Origin of the sequence: Staphylococcus sp. HMSC061G12, from assembly GCF_001838465.1 — a bacterium.
Classification (GTDB): Bacteria; Bacillota; Bacilli; order Staphylococcales; family Staphylococcaceae; genus Staphylococcus; species Staphylococcus simulans.
The window spans coordinates 1-17909 of the sequence record NZ_KV837027.1; the positions used below are offsets into that span (position 1 = coordinate 1).

A 17909-nucleotide genomic window follows, 5' to 3' on the forward strand; every position below is an offset into this window, starting at 1 on the left:
CAAACACGAGATCCTGTAAAGGGTCTCTTTTTTTTATGCCATTTTTTAATTTTTTGATAATGAAATGAGAAGAATTCTTTCATTTCTCATCGTTGAACTAGATTCAAATATGTTAAAATAAGAGTTAATTACCAAATTGAAGGTAGTGGAAAAATGAATTTGCCATTAAATCATCAGCTTAAATCTTTTCTAAAACAACAACCTATTTCTTTTCATGTACCTGGCCATAAAAACATGACAATCGGCACATTACATGAGATGGATTTAGCCATGGATATTACTGAGATTACTGATTTTGATGACTTGCATCATCCTGAAGGCATATTAAAAGAAAGCATGCATACCTTAGATAAGCATCCAGATTATGATGCCTTTTATTTAGTAAATGGCACAACTTCAGGTCTTTTATCAGTGATTCAAGCAACCGCAAAACAAGAAGCACCGATTGTGATGAGTCGTAATGTACATAAATCAGTCTTTCATGGTTTAGATTTAGCTCAAAAAGATGCAGAAATTTTACCGATGACTATCAGTGATACAACCCATCAATATGTAGCGCCACGCATAGACCAAAAAGAAAGTACAAATAGTCTAGCGATTGTGACATATCCTAACTATTACGGTGAGTTATTCGATATTGCTTCATTTATTAAAGAACAGCACGCGAAGGGTACACCTGTGTTAGTAGATGAAGCGCATGGTGCGCATTTTGGATTAAATGGTTTCCCTAACTCTGCACTTTCTTTTGGGGCAGATTACGTCGTACAGTCTTATCATAAAAGTTTACCTGCTTTGACTATGAGCTCTGTAATCTTTATACATAAAAATGCGCCTTATTATGAACAAGTGATGGAGTATTTAACTTACTTTCAATCATCAAGTCCTTCGTATTTATTAATGGCAGGCTTAGAGCGTGCACATCAATTTTATAAAACATATGAAAGCACTTATTATTTCACACAACGTCAACGTCTACTTGATGCATTAAGCGCTAAAGGATTAGAAGTTCATGAGATGGATGATCCACTTAAAATAACTTTGACATACGCAGGGTATACAGGCTATGACATCCAACAATGGTTAGAAGCACAACATCTTTATGTAGAACTCGCAGATGAAACACAAGTATTGTTAGTGTTGCCGATGTGGCATAAAGGTGATCGGTTCCCATTTGAATCGTTATTAGAACGAATTAAAGCATTAAAGTTACCGAAGACGACAAATGAGGTTTCAGTAACTATCCCCAAAATGCCTGAACACGTTGGATATTATCAGCCTGTGACGATAACCCAAATGAGACGTATCGATTTTAGTGAAGCTGCAGGTGAATTGTTAGCTCAACATATTGTACCTTATCCTCCAGGTATACCGGTGTTTTATAAAGGTGAACGCATTCATCAAGAAATGATCGATATTATGGAAGACTGGGTAGCACAAGGAATTAGAGTAGAAGGTATAAAGCATAGAACTATAAATATTAAGGATGAATAACATGTCAGCATTTATCACATTTGAAGGACCAGAAGGTTCCGGTAAAACAACGGTTTTAAACCAAGTTTCTGAACGCTTACAAGCACAATTTGAAGTCTTAACAACGAGAGAACCTGGCGGGGTACCCGCTGCAGAACAAATTCGAGAAATTTTATTAGAAGGCGAAGCTGTTGATGAGCGTACCGAAGCCTTATTATTTGCGGCATCACGCAGAGAACATTTAGTAGAAAAAGTCTTACCAGCGCTAAAAGCGGGAAGAGTAGTATTGTGTGACCGCTATATCGATAGTTCGCTTGCTTACCAAGGTTATGCGAGAGGTATTGGTGTAGAGGAAGTCAGAGCAATTAATGAATTTGCGATTAATGGTTTGTATCCGGATTTAACAGTGTATCTAGACATTACGGCTGAAACGGGAAGAGCACGGATTCAAAGTAATGCGCGAGACATGAATCGTTTGGATCATGAGAGTATCGCATTTCATCAACAAGTCATTGAAGGGTATCATCAATTAATCGAACAAGAACCAGAGCGTTTTGCGGTCATTGATGCAAATCAATCTATTGAGGCGGTTGTTGATGCTGCTTATCAAGCAATTGTCCAACATTTGTCTAGCCAAGCATAAGCTTTAGATGATTGCTTTGGAAGTTGTTGCAAGCGTGCGGGTTCACGTAGTATAATTTGTTAAACTTTAATTACAGCAGACCTAAAAGATGAAGGTAAAATATTAATAGAAAACATCAAGAAATCAGACATCATTTTAGTTATTTCTATTTAGTTTTAAACAGGCTCTACCATCACAATATGCTATAATATTACAAAGAGGTGTTAGTTATGAAAATGGTAATTGCAATTGTTCAAGACCAAGATAGTCAAGAGTTGTCTGACCAACTCGTCAAAAATAATTTCCGAGCTACTAAACTCGCGACAACAGGTGGATTCCTACGCGCAGGAAATACAACATTCCTATGCGGTGTTGATGATGACAAAGTAGATGATTTACTAAATGTTATCAATAAAACATGTGGAAATAGAGAACAACTTGTATCACCAATTACGCCAATGGGCGGCAGTGCAGACTCTTACATTCCATATCCAGTTGAAGTAGAAGTCGGCGGCGCGACAGTATTCGTAATGCCTGTTGATGCGTTCCACAGATTTTAATGATAAACATGACATGAATCTATGATTCGACATAAATAACAGTCTATAAATAGTGGGGGTCGGGACGAGCGTGTAATCGAGATTGTAAAGAGACAATCAATGATTAAACTCATGAGTTCCTGCCCTTTTTCATTATGGAAAGGTGACAAATTGAATGGATGAATTATCAAGATTGACGAATGCGTATCAATCTGGAAAGCTTTCGCATGCCTATTTATTTGAAGGCGATGATGCACAAACGATGCAGCAAACGGCTATGGCTTTTGCGAAGTTGATACTATGCAATGACAATGAAATATGCCAAGCGAAAGTTGACGGTTTCAATCATCCTGATTTCAGATATGTCACAACAGATGAGACAAATCTGAAGAAAGAAAAGATTGAAGCGTTAGTTCATGTGATGAATCAATTACCCGTTGAAGGCAGTCACAAAGTCTATATTATTAATGGCTTTGAGAAACTTACCGTTCAAGGTGAGAATAGTATTTTAAAGTTCTTAGAAGAACCGCCAGAAAATACGATTGCGATATTGCTGTCGACGAAACCAGAACAAATTCTCAGTACAATCCATTCGCGTTGTCAGCATGTTTATTTTAAACCGATGTCACAAGCACAACTCGTGGAACGTCTGAAAGAACAAGAGATATCTAAACCGATTGCTGAAATGTTGAGTACTTATACCTCACAAATCGAAGAAGCTCGTGCGCTGAATGAGGAATATGATTTAGCAAATTTACGCAAAAACATTATCAATTGGTGCCAATTACTGCTGACGAATCGTGCAATGGCTTTAATTGCTTTGGTCGATTTAATGAAAGCAGCTAAAAATAAAAAGCTGCAGCAACTGACATTGTCAGTCGTGAATGCATTCTTCCAAGATATTATGCATGAAAAAGCAGACATTTCAGGATACTTGGTATTCTCTGAATTAGAAACAGATATTAAACAATATGCACAACGTTTAACATATGACCAATTAACGCATATGTATGATCATATAACGGAGGCACATAAGAAGTTAACACAAAATGTGAATCCAACACTCGTATTTGAACAAATCGTAATTAAGGGGGTGGGCTAAATGCTTCAAGTGATTGGCGTACAATTCCAAAAAGCTGGTAAGCTTGAGTATTATGCACCGGTTGAAGATGCTGAACTTTGTTGTGGTGACAGAGTTGTTGTAGAGTCTAAACGTGGTGTAGAAGTCGGTGATGTCAAAGATGCTGCACTAACGGTAGATGAGGAAGATGTTACATTACCGTTAAAACAAATCATTCGTGTCGCAACTGACAATGATTTAGAACAATGTGCATGTAACGAAGAAGATGCAGATGCTGCAATGGATTTCTGTAAAGCATCTGTAGAAGAATTAGGTTTAGAAATGCGTTTAGTCAATTGTGAGTATACATTAGATAAATCAAAAGTGATTTTCAACTTTACTGCGGATGATCGTATCGACTTTAGAAAGTTGGTAAAGATTTTAGCCGCAAAGTTAAGAACACGTATTGAATTACGTCAAATCGGCGTGCGCGATGAGGCTAAATTACTTGGTGGTATCGGACCTTGCGGCCGTTCGCTATGTTGTTCAACGTTCTTAGGTGACTTTGAACCTGTATCGATTAAAATGGCAAAAGATCAGAACTTATCATTAAATCCTACAAAAATTTCAGGCGCTTGCGGTCGTTTAATGTGCTGCTTAAAATATGAAAATGATCAATATGAAGCTGCCAGAGAACAATTACCTGATGTGGGAACAAAAATTGATACGCCTGATGGTCAAGGTACAGTGGTAGGCTTGAATATGTTAGATATTTCAATGCAAGTCAAAGTTGAAGGTTTAGAACAACCTTTAGAATACTCAGTTGATGATTTAGAAGCAATCTATTAAGGGAGGCCACAGGCTTTTGGAACGCAGAGAAATAATGGAGAGACTATTGCGTCTTGAAACCAATGTTAAACAATTGTATCAAGACACGGCAGAATTAAAGACCATCACCATGCAGCTTATAGAAGAAAATGTTGCGTTGGAAGTTGAAAACAAACATTTGAAACAATTAATCGGCCGTTCACAAGAAACAGGAACTGAATCAACAGATGTTTCAGATAAGCCTGAGCAAAAGTCTAAAGAAAAAAAGAAACCTCGTTTAAGCAGTAAGGAGAACTTAGCGATTTTATATCAAGAAGGCTTCCATATCTGTAAAGGCGATTTATTCGGTAAACATCGTAATGGTGAAGATTGCTTATTTTGTTTACAAACATTAGAAGAACAATCCTAAAAGCGATTGTTTTAATATATCAAAAGAATGTCATATTCTATTTGAAAGCTTGAATGAGAACCTGAAGAGGTTCTCATTTATACATATTTAATCAAAAATTGGAGAAAATCATGTTGAAAGAAAATGAACGTTTAGATTGTCTATTAAAAGAACAGTTAGAAATAATTCAAAATGATGAAGTCTTTTCCTTTTCGACGGATGCTTTATTATTAGGCCATTTTACCCAGCTTAGAAAACGTGACAAAGTAATGGATTTATGTTCAGGTAACGGCGTCATTCCTTTATTACTTTCAGACAAAGGAAATCACATGATAGGTGCGATTGAAATCCAACCACAATTAGTGGATATGGCTGAACGCAGTATTCGCCATAATCATTTAGAAGCGCGTATTCAAATGTATGAAATGGATTTAAGACATGTTCAACAACACTTTCAACCTTCAAGCTATAACGTTGTCACATGTAATCCGCCGTACTTCAAAACAATTCAAACGCATCAACATCAAAAAGAAGCACATAAAATTGCGCGTCATGAAGTAATGTGTACACTGGCTGATTGTGTGAATGCTGCGAAACATTTATTGAAACAAGGCGGTCGTTTTGTCATGGTACATCGTGCAGAACGTTTAATGGATGTATTATTTGAATTCAGACAGCACCGTATTGAACCAAAGAAACTGACAATGGTTTATAGTAAACCTGGTAAAGCAGCGCATGCGATTCTTGTAGAAGGACGTAAAGACGGCAAACCTGGTTTGGATATTGCGCCGCCATTTTATATGTATACAGCAGATGGCCAATATACAAAAGAAATGAGTGCGATTTATTATGGCAATTGAACATTATATTTATATCGTACGATGTAAAGACGGCACATTATATACTGGGTATACCAATAACGTTCAAGCAAGAATTGAAAAACACAATGCGGGTAAAGGTGCCAAGTATACTAAAACTAGACGTCCCGTTGTATTAGTTTATCAAGAAGGTTATGAAACAAAGTCAGAAGCGATGAAACGTGAGTATGAAATTAAAACATTCACGAGAACACAAAAATTACAGCTCATTGAAAGGGGCAAGCAATAACATGGGAACACTTTATTTAGTCGGAACACCCATCGGAAATTTAGCAGATATCACATTTCGTGCAGTAGACACTTTAAAATCTGTCGATATGATTGCCTGTGAAGATACACGTGTCACAAAGAAATTATGTCATCATTATGAGATTGAGACACCCTTAAAATCTTATCATGAACATAATAAAGAGACGCAGACTGAACCTTTAATTGAACTTTTATTAGAAGGGCAAAGTATCGCATTAGTCTCTGATGCCGGCTTACCGTTAATCAGTGATCCAGGTTATGAATTAGTGGTGCGTGCGCGTGAAGCAGGTATTGATGTTGTACCGATTCCTGGACCGAATGCAGGGTTGACTGCGTTGATGGGAAGCGGCTTACCTTCGTTTGTGTATACGTTTGTCGGATTCTTACCGAGAAAAGCAAAAGATAAAAAAGCAGTACTTGAACAACGCATGTTTGAAGACTCTACTGTAATTATTTATGAAAGCCCGTTTCGTGTGGCAGATACACTAAAAGCTATAGCGGAAATTGATGAAACACGACCAGTAGCACTTGGTCGAGAATTGACTAAGAAGTTTGAAGAGATTCAGACGGCACCAGTTCAAACATTGGTAGAAGCGGTCACAAATGGTGACATTCCGACTAAAGGTGAATTTGTTATCTTAATAGAGGGTGCAGCACCAAAAGAAGAGACAGAATGGTTCAGTGAGTTAGATATTCATGAACATGTTGAACATTATATCCGTCAAAATATGAAACCGAAAAAGGCGATTAAACAAGTCGCTGAAGACCGTCAGATGAAAACAGGAGAAGTTTACGATATTTACCATCAGATAAAATAAAAATGATGTAAAAGAAATATAACAAATAAGAAAATTAACACTAAGTGACACAAAAATGTGTTATTTTAAAGTAGTACAGTTAATTATTCATCTATATTATGGGAGCACGTTATTATTTTTCTTTAGTGAAGGACACCACTAGAATAGGAGCAATTCAAAATGAAGAAAAATAATCAAACACACCATCACTATGTGATAAGAAAGTTTACAGTCGGAGCTGGATCAACACTTATCGCATCCTTTATATTTATGGGTCTAAGCACATCAGCATATGCGGAAGAATCCACACAAACACACCACGAAACACAGGTAGAAGCGGAACATACACAAGAAAATGAACAACTGTTACCATCAAAAGATATAACGACAGCACAACAGGTTGAAACACAACCAGATATTTCCACCAAGCGTTCTGAAACACAAACAAGTCATGTGAATACACCATATTCAGAAAAAAATATACAGGAACAAAATACTATTAACCTTGAACAAGAAACATCCTCATCTCAGATTCATGAAGGATCACAAACAAAACAAGAAAAACCTAGTCATAGTGAACCACTAAAACCAAAACAGTACGAACAACCAGCGCAAGTAGATAATGATTCTGTGACAAGCTATGAAGCACAAAAGGTTACAGAAGATGTCATCCAACAAGTAGAAGCATCTGAAAATAAAAAAGAAGAGATTAAAAATACAGAAACGTTTTCTAAAACGACCTCAACTTCTGAAGAAGAAATAGCACAAAGTCATGTTTCGTCAGAAGTAGAACCGAAAACTACTCCTGCGCCAGAAATCAAATCAACTCTTACATCTCAAGAGGATGATGAGAAAACTGAAGCGGCACCAAAAGAAGAAGCCAAAACAGAAGAAACACAAACAAAACCAACGCAACGTACGGTCCAACAAGCACCTGTTCCACATACAGAAAGTTTAAAAACTAATAAAGCACAACAAGCGATTAATCAATATCCAGTTATATTTGTACATGGATTTATGGGCTTTACAGGTGAAATAAAGCCAGACTTATATCCCAATTATTGGGGTGGAGATAAGTATCGTGTGATAGATGGACTGCGTGAAAAAGGGTACGAAGCTTATGAAGCGAGTGTAGGTGCTTTCAGCAGTAATTATGATCGCGCAATAGAGTTATATTATTATATTAAAGGCGGCACAGTAGATTATGGTGCAGCGCATGCGGAGAAATATGGACATTCTCGATATGGCAGAACTTATGCAGGGGTCTTTCATGAATGGGCGCCTGGCAAAAAGGTGCATATGGTCGGCCATAGTATGGGTGGACAAACAATCCGCCTTTTAGAACATTTTTTACGCTTTGGTAATCAAGAAGAAATAGATTACCAACGTCAACATGGTGGAACAATCTCCTCTTTATTTGAAGGAGGGAAAGACCATATGATTGCCTCTATTACAACTTTAGGCACACCGCATAACGGTTCAGCCGCAGCGGATCGAATTGGTAATGAAAAAGCCTTTAAAGATATTGTTTATGCGTTAGGACGTATGGGCGGTGGTAAACTCGCAAATATCGATTTTGGTTTTGAAAAATGGGGATTCAAACAAAGGGAAAATGAATCTTATATTGAATACGCACAACGTGTTGCGCAAAGTAAACTTTGGGATACTGATGATAATGCGATGTATGATTTAACATCAGAAGGCTCAGAAAAATTAAATCAAATGACACCGATGAACCCTAACATTGTTTATACAACTTATACAGGTTTGGCGAGTCATGAAGGTTTAACGGGAAATCATATCCCTGATATTGGACAATTCTTCCTTTTTGATTCAACGAGTCGTGTCATTGGAAGTGAGGAGAATCAAGCATTGCGTCCAAATGACGGTATCGTTTCTGTGGTATCTTCACTCTATCCAACAGGGCAAGCTTTCACTGAATTTACAGATGGCTTGAAAAAAGGCATCTGGCAAGTGACACCGGTTATGAAAGGTTGGGATCATTTAGATTTTGTCGGTCTAGATGCCTTAGACTTTAAACACACAGGCCAAGAATTACAAGGCTTTTATGCAGGTTTGATTAATCATATGATGCGTATAGAAGAATTAGATATCTAATCAATAACGCACCGTTATCCAAGTGATTTCGGTGCGTTATTAATGTTTATTTATTAAAATGAACATTATCAAAGCATTTATTTTGTTCTGAAAATTTATTGTTCACTATTATAAACCCCATAAGACATTTCGTTATTTCCATTCTTTGTGCCGTCATAAGTTGTGATTTCATTGCTTGTATAGGTTAATGTATATTTCACTTCGCTTTTATCAGGGCCAAGTTGATTTTTTTGAATGGCATCTGCAAGATCTAATAACTTATAGTCTTCCTTATCTTTATTATAATCTGAGTTAGTATCAAAAAATGTAGTGATAACGTGTGTTTTAGTTACACCACCAGTGGCATTGTATCTAGCTTGATGATACTTTTCGCTGAATTCTTTTTGATTTATTTGAATCAAAGGTTTGTAGTATTTATCATATTGGGCTAAGTCAATAGGATAACCACTTATCCAGAAAAATTCATTTTCATAGCCAGAGTTTCGTGTTTTGTTTATAGCTTCTTTAGTAAACCCGTAATAACCGTATTTTTTTTGATTATCTTTGAAGTATTGATAAAGTTCATCATATTCTTTTTTATTGGCTTTGTAGTCAAAGCCGCTGACTACTTTTCCAATTTGAGTAGAAAGTTCGTCGCTTTCACCTTTAGAACGCATTGATCCTTTATGACCTAAAGAGTCCGATGTTAAAACAATGCTAGAATTAAACACGATGTCATGATCATCACAATGGACAAACACTTCCACACCATCTCCGCTGCCGACCACATTAGTAGCTTTAACCTTTAAACCGAAATTATCTTGAAAGAATCTTTCTCCTAATTCTGCATATTCATTATAATGTTTCTTTGCTAATTCAATGACTTTCTTTTCAGCATGAGGTTGAAAACCTTGGCCTTTATACTCATTAACAGGCATAGTGTCAGAGACTTTGTTTGTGAAAGAATTATTCAAATTGTTGCATCCTCCTAGTAATAAAGTAGAAATGATAATGGTGCTGCATATCTTTTTCATAGGTCACCTCATTAATTATTTTGGTTAAATATATTTTATTAATATTGCATATTATTAATGGATATAGTTATAATTTCGTGCTTCTGAAGCAGAAATAGTACGTGTAGACACGATGTATGGTGCAATATAGTTCATTTCGGAAATAAACACACTACCATTCATATTGACGCGTTCTACATAAGCCACATGTCCCCAAACGCCTAGGAGTGTTTGGAAAACAGCACCTTTTTTAGGTTGATTATTAACTATAAAACCATCAGCTTGTGCTTGGCTTGCTCAGTTTTTAGCATCTCCCCAAAATGTGATGATAGTATTACCATCTGCTGCACGTTTATAAGGTATATTGCCTCGGCGTATATAAATTATTTGCTTGTTGGTTGGTATGAATGGTACTTGGTTCAGAATGTTGTGGATATGATAAAACATTTTGACCATAACTGTATGTAAATGATTCATCTCAAGTATTCACTTTAATGGCTGCATTCGAATGCTTACTTATAGCTTCTTCTAGAGTTTCAAAAGATACAACATTACTTAAAGTTAATGAATTGGAAATGATTAGTGATAAAAAAGATAATGTTAATTTTGTGTTTTTCATTATTTATAAAGTCCTTTTCAAAGATATTAAAATAAAGAGAGTGAGATAAAACAAAGTGTAAAAAAACTGTAAACGCTCTATACAAAACATGTAAAGTTTTATATGATAATTTTAAAAATACTAATTAACAAATAAAGTGTAAATAGTATTTTCTAAAACTTAAGATAGCAAATAGGGTTATGAAGTGCAATGGCTTAAATAAAATAAGTTAAGAAGAGATAAGAGCTAAATCATAATCTTGTAGTAACAATTAGATGTACTTTACCAGACTTAACCCATGACAAGGTAAATTTTCAGCAAATAGGGGATGTCAGGTTTTCAAACATTTTGAAGAAATAAATTAACATCTATCTCCAAATTTTATTTATAGCAAATGATAGGTGTAGCAACTAGTGGATCCATTGAAGAAGGTGTTGGTTTGGTAGATAGAATGGTAATTTGATTTGTAGTAGAAGATAAAATATTAGATGGAAAATCACTCGATGATACCGCTAAAGCTAATAAATACATGAATAAATTTAGGAATTCTGATACATGGAAACAAACTAAAAAAGAGTTGGTTATGTAGAAAATTCAATTGTTAAAAACTTACCATTTGTAAAATCTGGTTAAAGATTGGGTGTTGTGTTTTAGTTGTTAATATTGAAATTATTAAATAGAAAGAGGTTGTTAGATTGAATGATGCATATAAAAAATTAAGAAATCCACTTCCGCAAATCTTAGGTGTATTTTCTATTTTATTTAGTTTTCCAGGTTTTGTTCAGTATTTTTATAGTCTAACTATAGAAAGCACACCCATGTATTTAATAGTAAGTAGTATATTAATTATTGTAGTTTCTATGTCATGCTTTTTTGTATTGTTTTTACAATATCCTAAAAATCATGAAGATATGAAAAAAAGTGCTTTTAAGTTGATGATTTTAGATATTTTAGCTTTATATTGCGTGGTTATCTCTTTATACAACTCTTATTTCTTTATGGCTGCTGAAAATGGTGTTGATCTCACTTTTTTTTGGAGTGTTGGTATAATTACAATGTTTGTGTGTTTAATTGCTTTCATTTGCGGAATTTATTTGCTTAGTAATACACCATTTTGGCTTAAAACCAAGAAAAAAGATGAACAGATTTCTGGTAAAGTGATAGCAATGATAATTTTATTCCTTTTTAGTTTAGTAGTTTTAATTCAAAAAGTGATTGAATATTTTACAATTCCGAATATCAATCAATCAAAGTTTATGATTTTAGCGATAGGAGGGATGATGCCGTTCGTATATTTCGTTATCTTTATGCTTTACATACATTACACCCAAGTATTATCGAATTATGAATTGGAAGATGCAGATGAATTTTTCGAATAACAAATATCTAAATAAATTTTATCAATATCAATTTTATGTAAAATAAGCTTAGATTTTCAAAGGAATGACTTAAAATTGAATGATGCTTATGAAAAGTTAAGAAGCCCAATGCCGCAAATATTAGGAAGTTTAACTTTAATTCCATTAGCGATGTCAGGTGCTCAATATTTTTATGGATTAACCATATCTGAGACTCCTTAGTATCTCGTAATAATTTGGATTTTCATGCTTTTAGTTAGTATATCCACTTTTTTGATTTATTTAATTAGACGACCCAAGAATCATGAAAACATGAAAAGAAAAGCGATGGTTTTGTTTATAATCAATGTTTTAGCTTTGTATAGCGCAATTTTCGCTATGTATAACACTTACTATTTTTTGGCTGTAAGAAAAGGGCTAGATTTATTTGAAATTTGGATTGTAGGATCTATAACAATGGTTTTATGTATATTGTCATTTATGTTTGGAGTAATACTTTTACATAAGACGCCTAGTTGGTTAAAAGGAAAAAACCATAAAGACAAAGTTGAAAGCAAGATACTAGTTATAGCAATACTTTTTGGCATCAGTTTAATTGTAGTAGTAGAAAAGATTATAGAATATATACTCGTACCAAATATCAATGATTCGAAATATATGTTTTTAGTAACGATAGGCTTAATATTGATTAGCTATTATAATGTTTTTTTATTGTATATACATTATACTTAGGTGTTATCGAATTTTGAGTTGGAAGATGCGGATGAATTTCTCGAATAATAAATTCTAAAATTAAGTTCCGCTAGCAAAAAAGAAGTAAAAGCATTATAGAATTAGATGTTCTAATCATGCCTAATTTGGCAAAGGTAGAATTTTCAGTTGAACCTGAATATTGGCAAGGTGAGATGTTGAAAGTAAAGGTTATGGAAATGTAGGAGAAAACATATGACATATTTATTATTAATTTTAATGGCAGGTTTGTATTACGTGGTGTATATTACTTCGGTAATGTATGCGGAAGGTATTAAATTACTGCAATGGATTGCCTATGGTATATCTGCGTTAATCTTTTTGATTACATTCTTCTTTGTAGATTCTAGTTTTAGTTCATTACAGAATTACATACTTGTGCTCATTATAAGTGTAGTGGTATACGGATGGTTGGCGATTAAATCGTTTTGGACACGTCCTTATAAAGTGAAGCTAAGAAGTTTGGATCCTCTCTCAGAACATTCAGTAACTAAGGAACAGTATGAAGACATTGAAAGTATTCAAATTAATCTTGCTTCATCTAAGTATAAAGGTATTATTTCAGCAATTATCTCTATTGTTTGTATGATTGCGATTAAATTAAAGTTAACACCTGTTTTAAAAGATGATTTAGCAGGCGGTATTTTCACAATAGGTCTTATCCTATTTTTAATGGTTATTATTTATTTGGTTATTGATATTGTATTAGCAGTTAGAAGAAGAAAATTTTCGTTTATCACACTCAGACCGTTAGGAACGTTGGTTTTGTTAATCTTCTATTCAATCATTATTTAACAATTTAAACCGAAGGAGTAAACTATGTAGAAAATTTGTTTGATGAGTTTATGCCTATTGATGGTTATCGTAATGGGTTGCGCGAAGGGGGATCCTCTTCCTGGTTCTGTAAAAAATGATTTGCATAAAGCTGATAGAAAGTTAGAAGCTGTAAAAATATTTGAGATTGATCATAAACAGGTTGTTTATGATAAGAAAGATAAAAAATTGACTGTGCCGCTTCACTTCAACGAAGACGTAGACCTCCCGACTAAACTCATCGGCAGCATGTCATCCATGCCTTTCTCTGGAAATGATGACGTCGACCAAGTAGTAGTGAAGTATGAATTCAAAGATTAAAAACATGAGTTGCATTACAAAAAAGACGCACAAGGTTCACTGAAAAGAGTGAAATAACTGCTTCATAGGAACGGACACACGTGTGTATTCCTAAATGAGTAGATAGGTGTGTCCTGTTCCTAAAAAGCAGGAGAATAAACATATAAGGAGCGCAACAACATGGCAGAAAAAGTGAAAGAAGCAGGAAAAACATTAAAAGTTTGGGCTTGGGTTTTTATTGTCCTCTCATTAATTATACCAATCTTTGGAGTTGGAAGTATTATTTGTAGTGCGAAATACAAAAAATACCAACAAGAACAAGGCGGAAAATTATTAAATATCGCAATCATCGTTACAGTGGTCAGTGTGACGTTTGCGATTATAAGATTATTTACTTAATTCCTCAGCAACAGAACGCTTTCTCGGGTTCTGTTGCTTTTATCAATACAAGGGGTTGATTAAGGAATAATAAATCAAATGAATACGTTCAATGCAGATAATAGGTGATATAGTCAGCTTATTTCCTATTAATAATCACTAACCAAGAAAAAACTACATCAAATCGTTTTGGCTCATAAATAAACATTTGTGAGTTTCTTTTTATTTTTATGTCAATTTTACATAATCAACATCGTCTCTATATGCACCGTTCATTAGAATTGTTACAATATATACATATGGAATCAAATCAGTCGAACTTATATGAAGAGTACAAGGACTTATTTTGCGTTAGAAGTCATGTTGAGTGTGTTTCTGAGACTGTCATGACGGGGACTCTGCATTGAAATCAATACTGAATTTAGATATATTAATTATGTAAGATACAAGGAGGAGCATGGAATGGCGAAAGATACATTTTATATAACAACACCTATTTATTACCCGAGTGGTAAATTACACATTGGGCATGCCTATTCAACTGTAGCAGGCGACGTCATTGCGCGCTACAAACGCATGCAAGGCTATGATGTACGTTATTTGACAGGTACAGACGAACATGGCCAAAAAATTCAAGAAAAGGCACATAAAGCTGGCCTTACAGAATTAGAATACCTAGATGACATGATTAAAGGTATTAAAGCGTTATGGGAAAAATTAGAGATTTCAAATGATGACTTTATCAGAACAACTGAAAAACGTCACAAAGAAGTTGTAGAGAAAGTCTTTGAACGTCTATTAGCACAAGGTGATATTTACCTTGGTGAATATGAAGGCTGGTATTCTGTACCGGATGAAACTTACTATACAGAATCTCAACTTGATGATCCAGAATACGATAAAGACGGCAATATTATTGGTGGTAAAAGCCCAGATTCTGGACATGAAGTAGAATTAGTTAAAGAAGAAAGTTACTTCTTCAATATTTCTAAATATGCGGATCGCTTATTAGAATTCTATGATGCGAACCCTGAATTCATTCAACCTCCTTCTCGTAAGAACGAAATGATTAACAACTTTATTAAACCAGGATTAACAGACTTGGCTGTCTCACGTACGACATTTGATTGGGGCGTACAAGTACCGTCTAATCCTAAACACGTTGTTTACGTATGGATTGATGCGTTGGTGAACTATATTTCAGCTCTTGGTTATTTATCAGATGATGATAGCCTATTCCAAAAATATTGGCCGGCTGATTTACACTTAATGGCGAAAGAAATTGTGCGTTTCCACTCTATCGTGTGGCCGATCTTATTAATGGCACTAGACTTACCGCTTCCAAAACGCGTTTTCGCACACGGTTGGATTTTAATGAGAGACGGTAAAATGAGTAAATCTAAAGGTAACGTCGTAGATCCGAACGTATTAATCGATCGTTATGGCTTAGATGCGACACGTTACTACTTAATGCGAGAATTACCATTTGGTTCTGACGGTGTCTTCACACCAGAAGCGTTCGTTGACCGTACAAACTTTGATTTAGCCAATGACTTAGGTAACTTAGTCAACCGTACGATTGCGATGATCAACAAATACTTCGGCGGCGAGTTGCCTGCGTATGAAGGACCAAAACATGACTTAGATGCTGAGATGGAACAATTCGCATTAGATACAGTCAAAGAATACCATCAAAATATGGAAAACTTACAGTTCTCTGTTGCACTTTCAACAGTATGGAAGTTCATCAGCCGTACGAATAAATATATTGATGAAACAACACCATGGATTTTAGCTAAAGATGACAGCCAAAGAGAAATGCTTGGCAACGTGATGGCACACTTAGTGGAAAATATCCGCTTCGCAGCTGTCTTATTACGCCCATTCTTAACACACGCACCACGTGAAATCTTTGCGCAATTACACATCAATAGTCCTGAACTATATGAACTAGACAGCTTAAATTCATATGGTGCATTAACTGAACCGATTACAGTAACTGAAAAACCTAAACCGATTTTCCCTCGTTTAGATACAGAAGCAGAAGTGGCATTTATTAAAGACTCAATGCAAGGTTCAGCACCACAAGCTGAAGAAGCAAAAGAAGAAATAAAAGAGGAAGCACAAGAAGACGCGAAACCTCAAATCACAATTAAAGATTTCGATAAAGTTGAAATCAAAGCTGCAACAGTAATGGATGCAGAAAATGTGAAGAAATCAGATAAACTCTTAAAAATTCAAGTAGATTTAGGCGAAGAACAACGCCAAATCGTTTCAGGTATCGCAAAATTCTATGAACCTGATGATATTATCGGTAAAAAAGTCGCAGTTGTGACGAACTTGAAACCAGCAAAATTAATGGGCCGTAAATCAGAAGGTATGATTCTATCAGCAGAAAAAGACGGTGTCTTAACACTGGTCAGCTTGCCGAATGCGATTCCTAACGGTGCAGTGATTAAATAATTGAACAATCAAGACAAGCGGCTTGCAGCGAATGCTGTTTGAGCCGCTTCTTTGACGCTTACTCATAATTTCAAATGTTTCATAGAAAGAATGGGTATAATCATAGTGTATGAACACTGAGAAAAGCAGTAATGAAAGGAGTACACATCATGTTAATTGATACACATGTACATTTAAACGCAGAACAATATGATGAAGATTTACAAGAAGTCATCGACCGTGCAAGAGATGCAGGTGTCGATCGCATGTTTGTCGTTGGATTTGATACACCAACGATTGAACGTGCGATGGAACTTGTGGAACAATATGATTTCTTATATGCGATTATTGGTTGGCATCCAGTGGATGCGATTGATTACACAGAAGAACGTGAACAATGGATTGAAAAATTAGCCGAGCACCCTAAAGTGATCGGCATCGGTGAAATGGGCTTAGACTATCACTGGGATAAATCACCAAAAGATGTTCAAAAAGAAGTGTTCCGTAAACAAATCGCACTCGCAAAACGTGTGAACTTGCCGATTGTCATTCATAATCGTGAAGCGACACAAGATTGTGTGGATATTCTAATGGAGGAACACGCAGAAGAAGTTGGCGGTATTATGCATAGTTTCAGCGGTTCACCTGAAATCGCAGATGTCGTGATTAATAAACTTGGCTTCTATATTTCATTAGGCGGACCTGTCACATTCAAAAATGCGAAACAGCCTAAAGAAGTCGCAAAACATGTGCCATTATATCGTCTATTAGTAGAAACAGATGCACCTTATTTATCACCGCACCCTTATAGAGGTAAACGTAACGAACCGATGCGCGTGACATTAGTTGCGGAACAAATCGCAGATTTACGCGGTATTAGTTACGAAGAAGTCGCAAAACAAACGACTGAAAATGCGGAAAGATTATTTAACTTAAATCAATAATATAAAGAGAAAGCGCCGTTCTACATCAGAAGGGCGCTTTCGTCATGTTTGAATGTATCATTTTTATGATATTAAAATCATATTTTTATATAAGAATATAAGCTCTGCTCATATTGTAACCTTTTCAAGCAAGTTGGATAGATGGTGGCTAATCCATTCAAAGGGCTGATGTCTATAATGCACAACTCCAGAGAGGATACACGATGAGTGATTATGAAATGCTTATGGTCTTCTTGACGATGATAAGTTTAATCCTTGTGAGTAGTCAACAAAGGAAATAAATGCATAAAAAATAACCATCCAACTTTGGTTGAATGGCTATAACATTCGCCATCTCTTTTTAACGGGCCCAGAGTGATAACATGTTAGCGCATGTTGTTCTCCA

General features: G+C 35.3%; 18 protein-coding genes and 1 pseudogene. 17 read left to right on the forward strand and 2 right to left on the reverse strand.

Annotated elements, in window-relative coordinates:
* Positions 1 to 153: 153 nt before the first annotated feature.
* From HMPREF2937_RS02375 to lip, 10 genes are all read left to right on the forward strand, one after another.
* Positions 154 to 1491 (forward strand): aminotransferase class V-fold PLP-dependent enzyme, encoded by a 1338-nt coding sequence (locus tag HMPREF2937_RS02375; protein WP_070863967.1) that lies wholly within the window; start codon positions 154 to 156, stop codon positions 1489 to 1491.
* A gap of 1 nt (position 1492) precedes the next feature.
* Positions 1493 to 2113, forward strand: a complete 621-nt coding sequence (tmk, locus tag HMPREF2937_RS02380) for a dTMP kinase (RefSeq protein WP_070863968.1) — start codon at positions 1493 to 1495, stop codon at positions 2111 to 2113.
* A gap of 209 nt (positions 2114 to 2322) precedes the next feature.
* Positions 2323 to 2652, forward strand: a complete 330-nt coding sequence (locus tag HMPREF2937_RS02385; RefSeq protein WP_002481885.1) for a cyclic-di-AMP receptor — start codon at positions 2323 to 2325, stop codon at positions 2650 to 2652.
* A gap of 154 nt (positions 2653 to 2806) precedes the next feature.
* The gene (locus tag HMPREF2937_RS02390) at positions 2807 to 3733 is read left to right on the forward strand and encodes a DNA polymerase III subunit delta' C-terminal domain-containing protein (protein ID WP_057510615.1); all 927 of its coding nucleotides are present in this window, start codon (positions 2807 to 2809) and stop codon (positions 3731 to 3733) included.
* Positions 3734 to 4540 (forward strand): PSP1 domain-containing protein, encoded by an 807-nt coding sequence (locus HMPREF2937_RS02395; protein ID WP_002481887.1) that lies wholly within the window; start codon positions 3734 to 3736, stop codon positions 4538 to 4540.
* A gap of 16 nt (positions 4541 to 4556) precedes the next feature.
* Positions 4557 to 4928 (forward strand): DNA replication initiation control protein YabA, encoded by a 372-nt coding sequence (gene yabA, locus HMPREF2937_RS02400; protein WP_002481888.1) that lies wholly within the window; start codon positions 4557 to 4559, stop codon positions 4926 to 4928.
* Positions 4929 to 5038: 110 nt separating this feature from the next.
* Positions 5039 to 5767, forward strand: a complete 729-nt coding sequence (locus HMPREF2937_RS02405) for a tRNA1(Val) (adenine(37)-N6)-methyltransferase (protein ID WP_070863969.1) — start codon at positions 5039 to 5041, stop codon at positions 5765 to 5767.
* Positions 5757 to 6014: a GIY-YIG nuclease family protein gene (locus tag HMPREF2937_RS02410; RefSeq protein ID WP_002481890.1), complete on the forward strand. Its 258-nt coding sequence runs from the start codon at positions 5757 to 5759 to the stop codon at positions 6012 to 6014. Before HMPREF2937_RS02405 ends, HMPREF2937_RS02410 begins: the two co-directional genes overlap by 11 nt.
* A 1-nt stretch (position 6015) precedes the next feature.
* Positions 6016 to 6852 carry a 16S rRNA (cytidine(1402)-2'-O)-methyltransferase gene (gene rsmI, locus HMPREF2937_RS02415; protein ID WP_057510613.1) on the forward strand — a complete coding sequence of 279 codons (837 nt, stop codon included), beginning with the start codon at positions 6016 to 6018 and terminating at the stop codon, positions 6850 to 6852.
* A gap of 159 nt (positions 6853 to 7011) precedes the next feature.
* The gene (lip, locus tag HMPREF2937_RS02420) at positions 7012 to 8949 is read left to right on the forward strand and encodes a YSIRK-targeted triacylglycerol lipase (RefSeq protein WP_070863970.1); all 1938 of its coding nucleotides are present in this window, start codon (positions 7012 to 7014) and stop codon (positions 8947 to 8949) included.
* 95 nt (positions 8950 to 9044) lie between these two features.
* Here the strand turns inward: lip and HMPREF2937_RS02425 are convergent, their stop codons facing one another.
* Positions 9045 to 9902 carry a DUF1672 domain-containing protein gene (locus HMPREF2937_RS02425; protein WP_257245340.1) on the reverse strand — a complete coding sequence of 286 codons (858 nt, stop codon included), beginning with the start codon at positions 9900 to 9902 and terminating at the stop codon, positions 9045 to 9047.
* Positions 9903 to 10016: 114 nt separating this feature from the next.
* A pseudogene (locus tag HMPREF2937_RS14215) lies at positions 10017 to 10329 on the reverse strand (CHAP domain-containing protein); the annotation flags it as partial.
* Positions 10330 to 11234: 905 nt separating this feature from the next.
* On the opposite strand from HMPREF2937_RS14215, the gene HMPREF2937_RS02430 reads away from it, so the two are divergent.
* The 7 genes from HMPREF2937_RS02430 to HMPREF2937_RS02460 all read left to right on the forward strand — a co-directional run bounded on the left by HMPREF2937_RS02430 (position 11235) and on the right by HMPREF2937_RS02460 (position 17524).
* On the forward strand, positions 11235 to 11918 hold the full coding sequence (locus tag HMPREF2937_RS02430; RefSeq protein ID WP_070863972.1) for a DUF5079 family protein: 684 nt from the start codon (positions 11235 to 11237) through the stop codon (positions 11916 to 11918).
* A 219-nt stretch (positions 11919 to 12137) separates the two neighbouring features.
* Positions 12138 to 12629 (forward strand): DUF5079 family protein, encoded by a 492-nt coding sequence (locus tag HMPREF2937_RS14220; protein WP_373879071.1) that lies wholly within the window; start codon positions 12138 to 12140, stop codon positions 12627 to 12629.
* A 213-nt stretch (positions 12630 to 12842) separates the two neighbouring features.
* Positions 12843 to 13442 (forward strand): DUF5080 family protein, encoded by a 600-nt coding sequence (locus tag HMPREF2937_RS02440; protein ID WP_070863974.1) that lies wholly within the window; start codon positions 12843 to 12845, stop codon positions 13440 to 13442.
* Positions 13443 to 13514: 72 nt separating this feature from the next.
* Complete coding sequence (locus HMPREF2937_RS02445; RefSeq protein WP_257245342.1) at positions 13515 to 13781, forward strand: hypothetical protein; 267 nt, start codon at positions 13515 to 13517, stop codon at positions 13779 to 13781.
* A 159-nt stretch (positions 13782 to 13940) separates the two neighbouring features.
* On the forward strand, positions 13941 to 14159 hold the full coding sequence (locus HMPREF2937_RS02450; protein ID WP_142351391.1) for a hypothetical protein: 219 nt from the start codon (positions 13941 to 13943) through the stop codon (positions 14157 to 14159).
* Positions 14160 to 14567: 408 nt separating this feature from the next.
* The gene (gene metG / locus HMPREF2937_RS02455) at positions 14568 to 16601 is read left to right on the forward strand and encodes a methionine--tRNA ligase (protein WP_257245345.1); all 2034 of its coding nucleotides are present in this window, start codon (positions 14568 to 14570) and stop codon (positions 16599 to 16601) included.
* A gap of 149 nt (positions 16602 to 16750) precedes the next feature.
* Entirely contained in the window at positions 16751 to 17524 is a 774-nt protein-coding gene (locus HMPREF2937_RS02460; protein ID WP_070863976.1) for a TatD family hydrolase, read from the forward strand.
* The last annotated feature ends 385 nt before the right edge of the window (positions 17525 to 17909 follow it).

Excerpts from the sequence above, each read along its gene's own strand:
- HMPREF2937_RS02375 (WP_070863967.1), top strand. The coding sequence starts at position 154 with ATGAATTTGCCATTAAATCATCAGCTTAAATCTTTTCTAAAACAACAA.
- tmk (WP_070863968.1), top strand. The coding sequence starts at position 1,493 with ATGTCAGCATTTATCACATTTGAAGGACCAGAAGGTTCCGGTAAAACA.
- HMPREF2937_RS02385 (WP_002481885.1), top strand. The coding sequence starts at position 2,323 with ATGAAAATGGTAATTGCAATTGTTCAAGACCAAGATAGTCAAGAGTTG.
- HMPREF2937_RS02390 (WP_057510615.1), top strand. The coding sequence starts at position 2,807 with ATGGATGAATTATCAAGATTGACGAATGCGTATCAATCTGGAAAGCTT.
- HMPREF2937_RS02395 (WP_002481887.1), top strand. The coding sequence starts at position 3,734 with ATGCTTCAAGTGATTGGCGTACAATTCCAAAAAGCTGGTAAGCTTGAG.
- HMPREF2937_RS02405 (WP_070863969.1), top strand. The coding sequence starts at position 5,039 with ATGTTGAAAGAAAATGAACGTTTAGATTGTCTATTAAAAGAACAGTTA.
- HMPREF2937_RS02410 (WP_002481890.1), top strand. The coding sequence starts at position 5,757 with ATGGCAATTGAACATTATATTTATATCGTACGATGTAAAGACGGCACA.
- rsmI (WP_057510613.1), top strand. The coding sequence starts at position 6,016 with ATGGGAACACTTTATTTAGTCGGAACACCCATCGGAAATTTAGCAGAT.
- lip (WP_070863970.1), top strand. The coding sequence starts at position 7,012 with ATGAAGAAAAATAATCAAACACACCATCACTATGTGATAAGAAAGTTT.
- HMPREF2937_RS02440 (WP_070863974.1), top strand. The coding sequence starts at position 12,843 with ATGACATATTTATTATTAATTTTAATGGCAGGTTTGTATTACGTGGTG.
- HMPREF2937_RS02445 (WP_257245342.1), top strand. The coding sequence starts at position 13,515 with ATGGGTTGCGCGAAGGGGGATCCTCTTCCTGGTTCTGTAAAAAATGAT.
- HMPREF2937_RS02450 (WP_142351391.1), top strand. The coding sequence starts at position 13,941 with ATGGCAGAAAAAGTGAAAGAAGCAGGAAAAACATTAAAAGTTTGGGCT.
- HMPREF2937_RS02460 (WP_070863976.1), top strand. The coding sequence starts at position 16,751 with ATGTTAATTGATACACATGTACATTTAAACGCAGAACAATATGATGAA.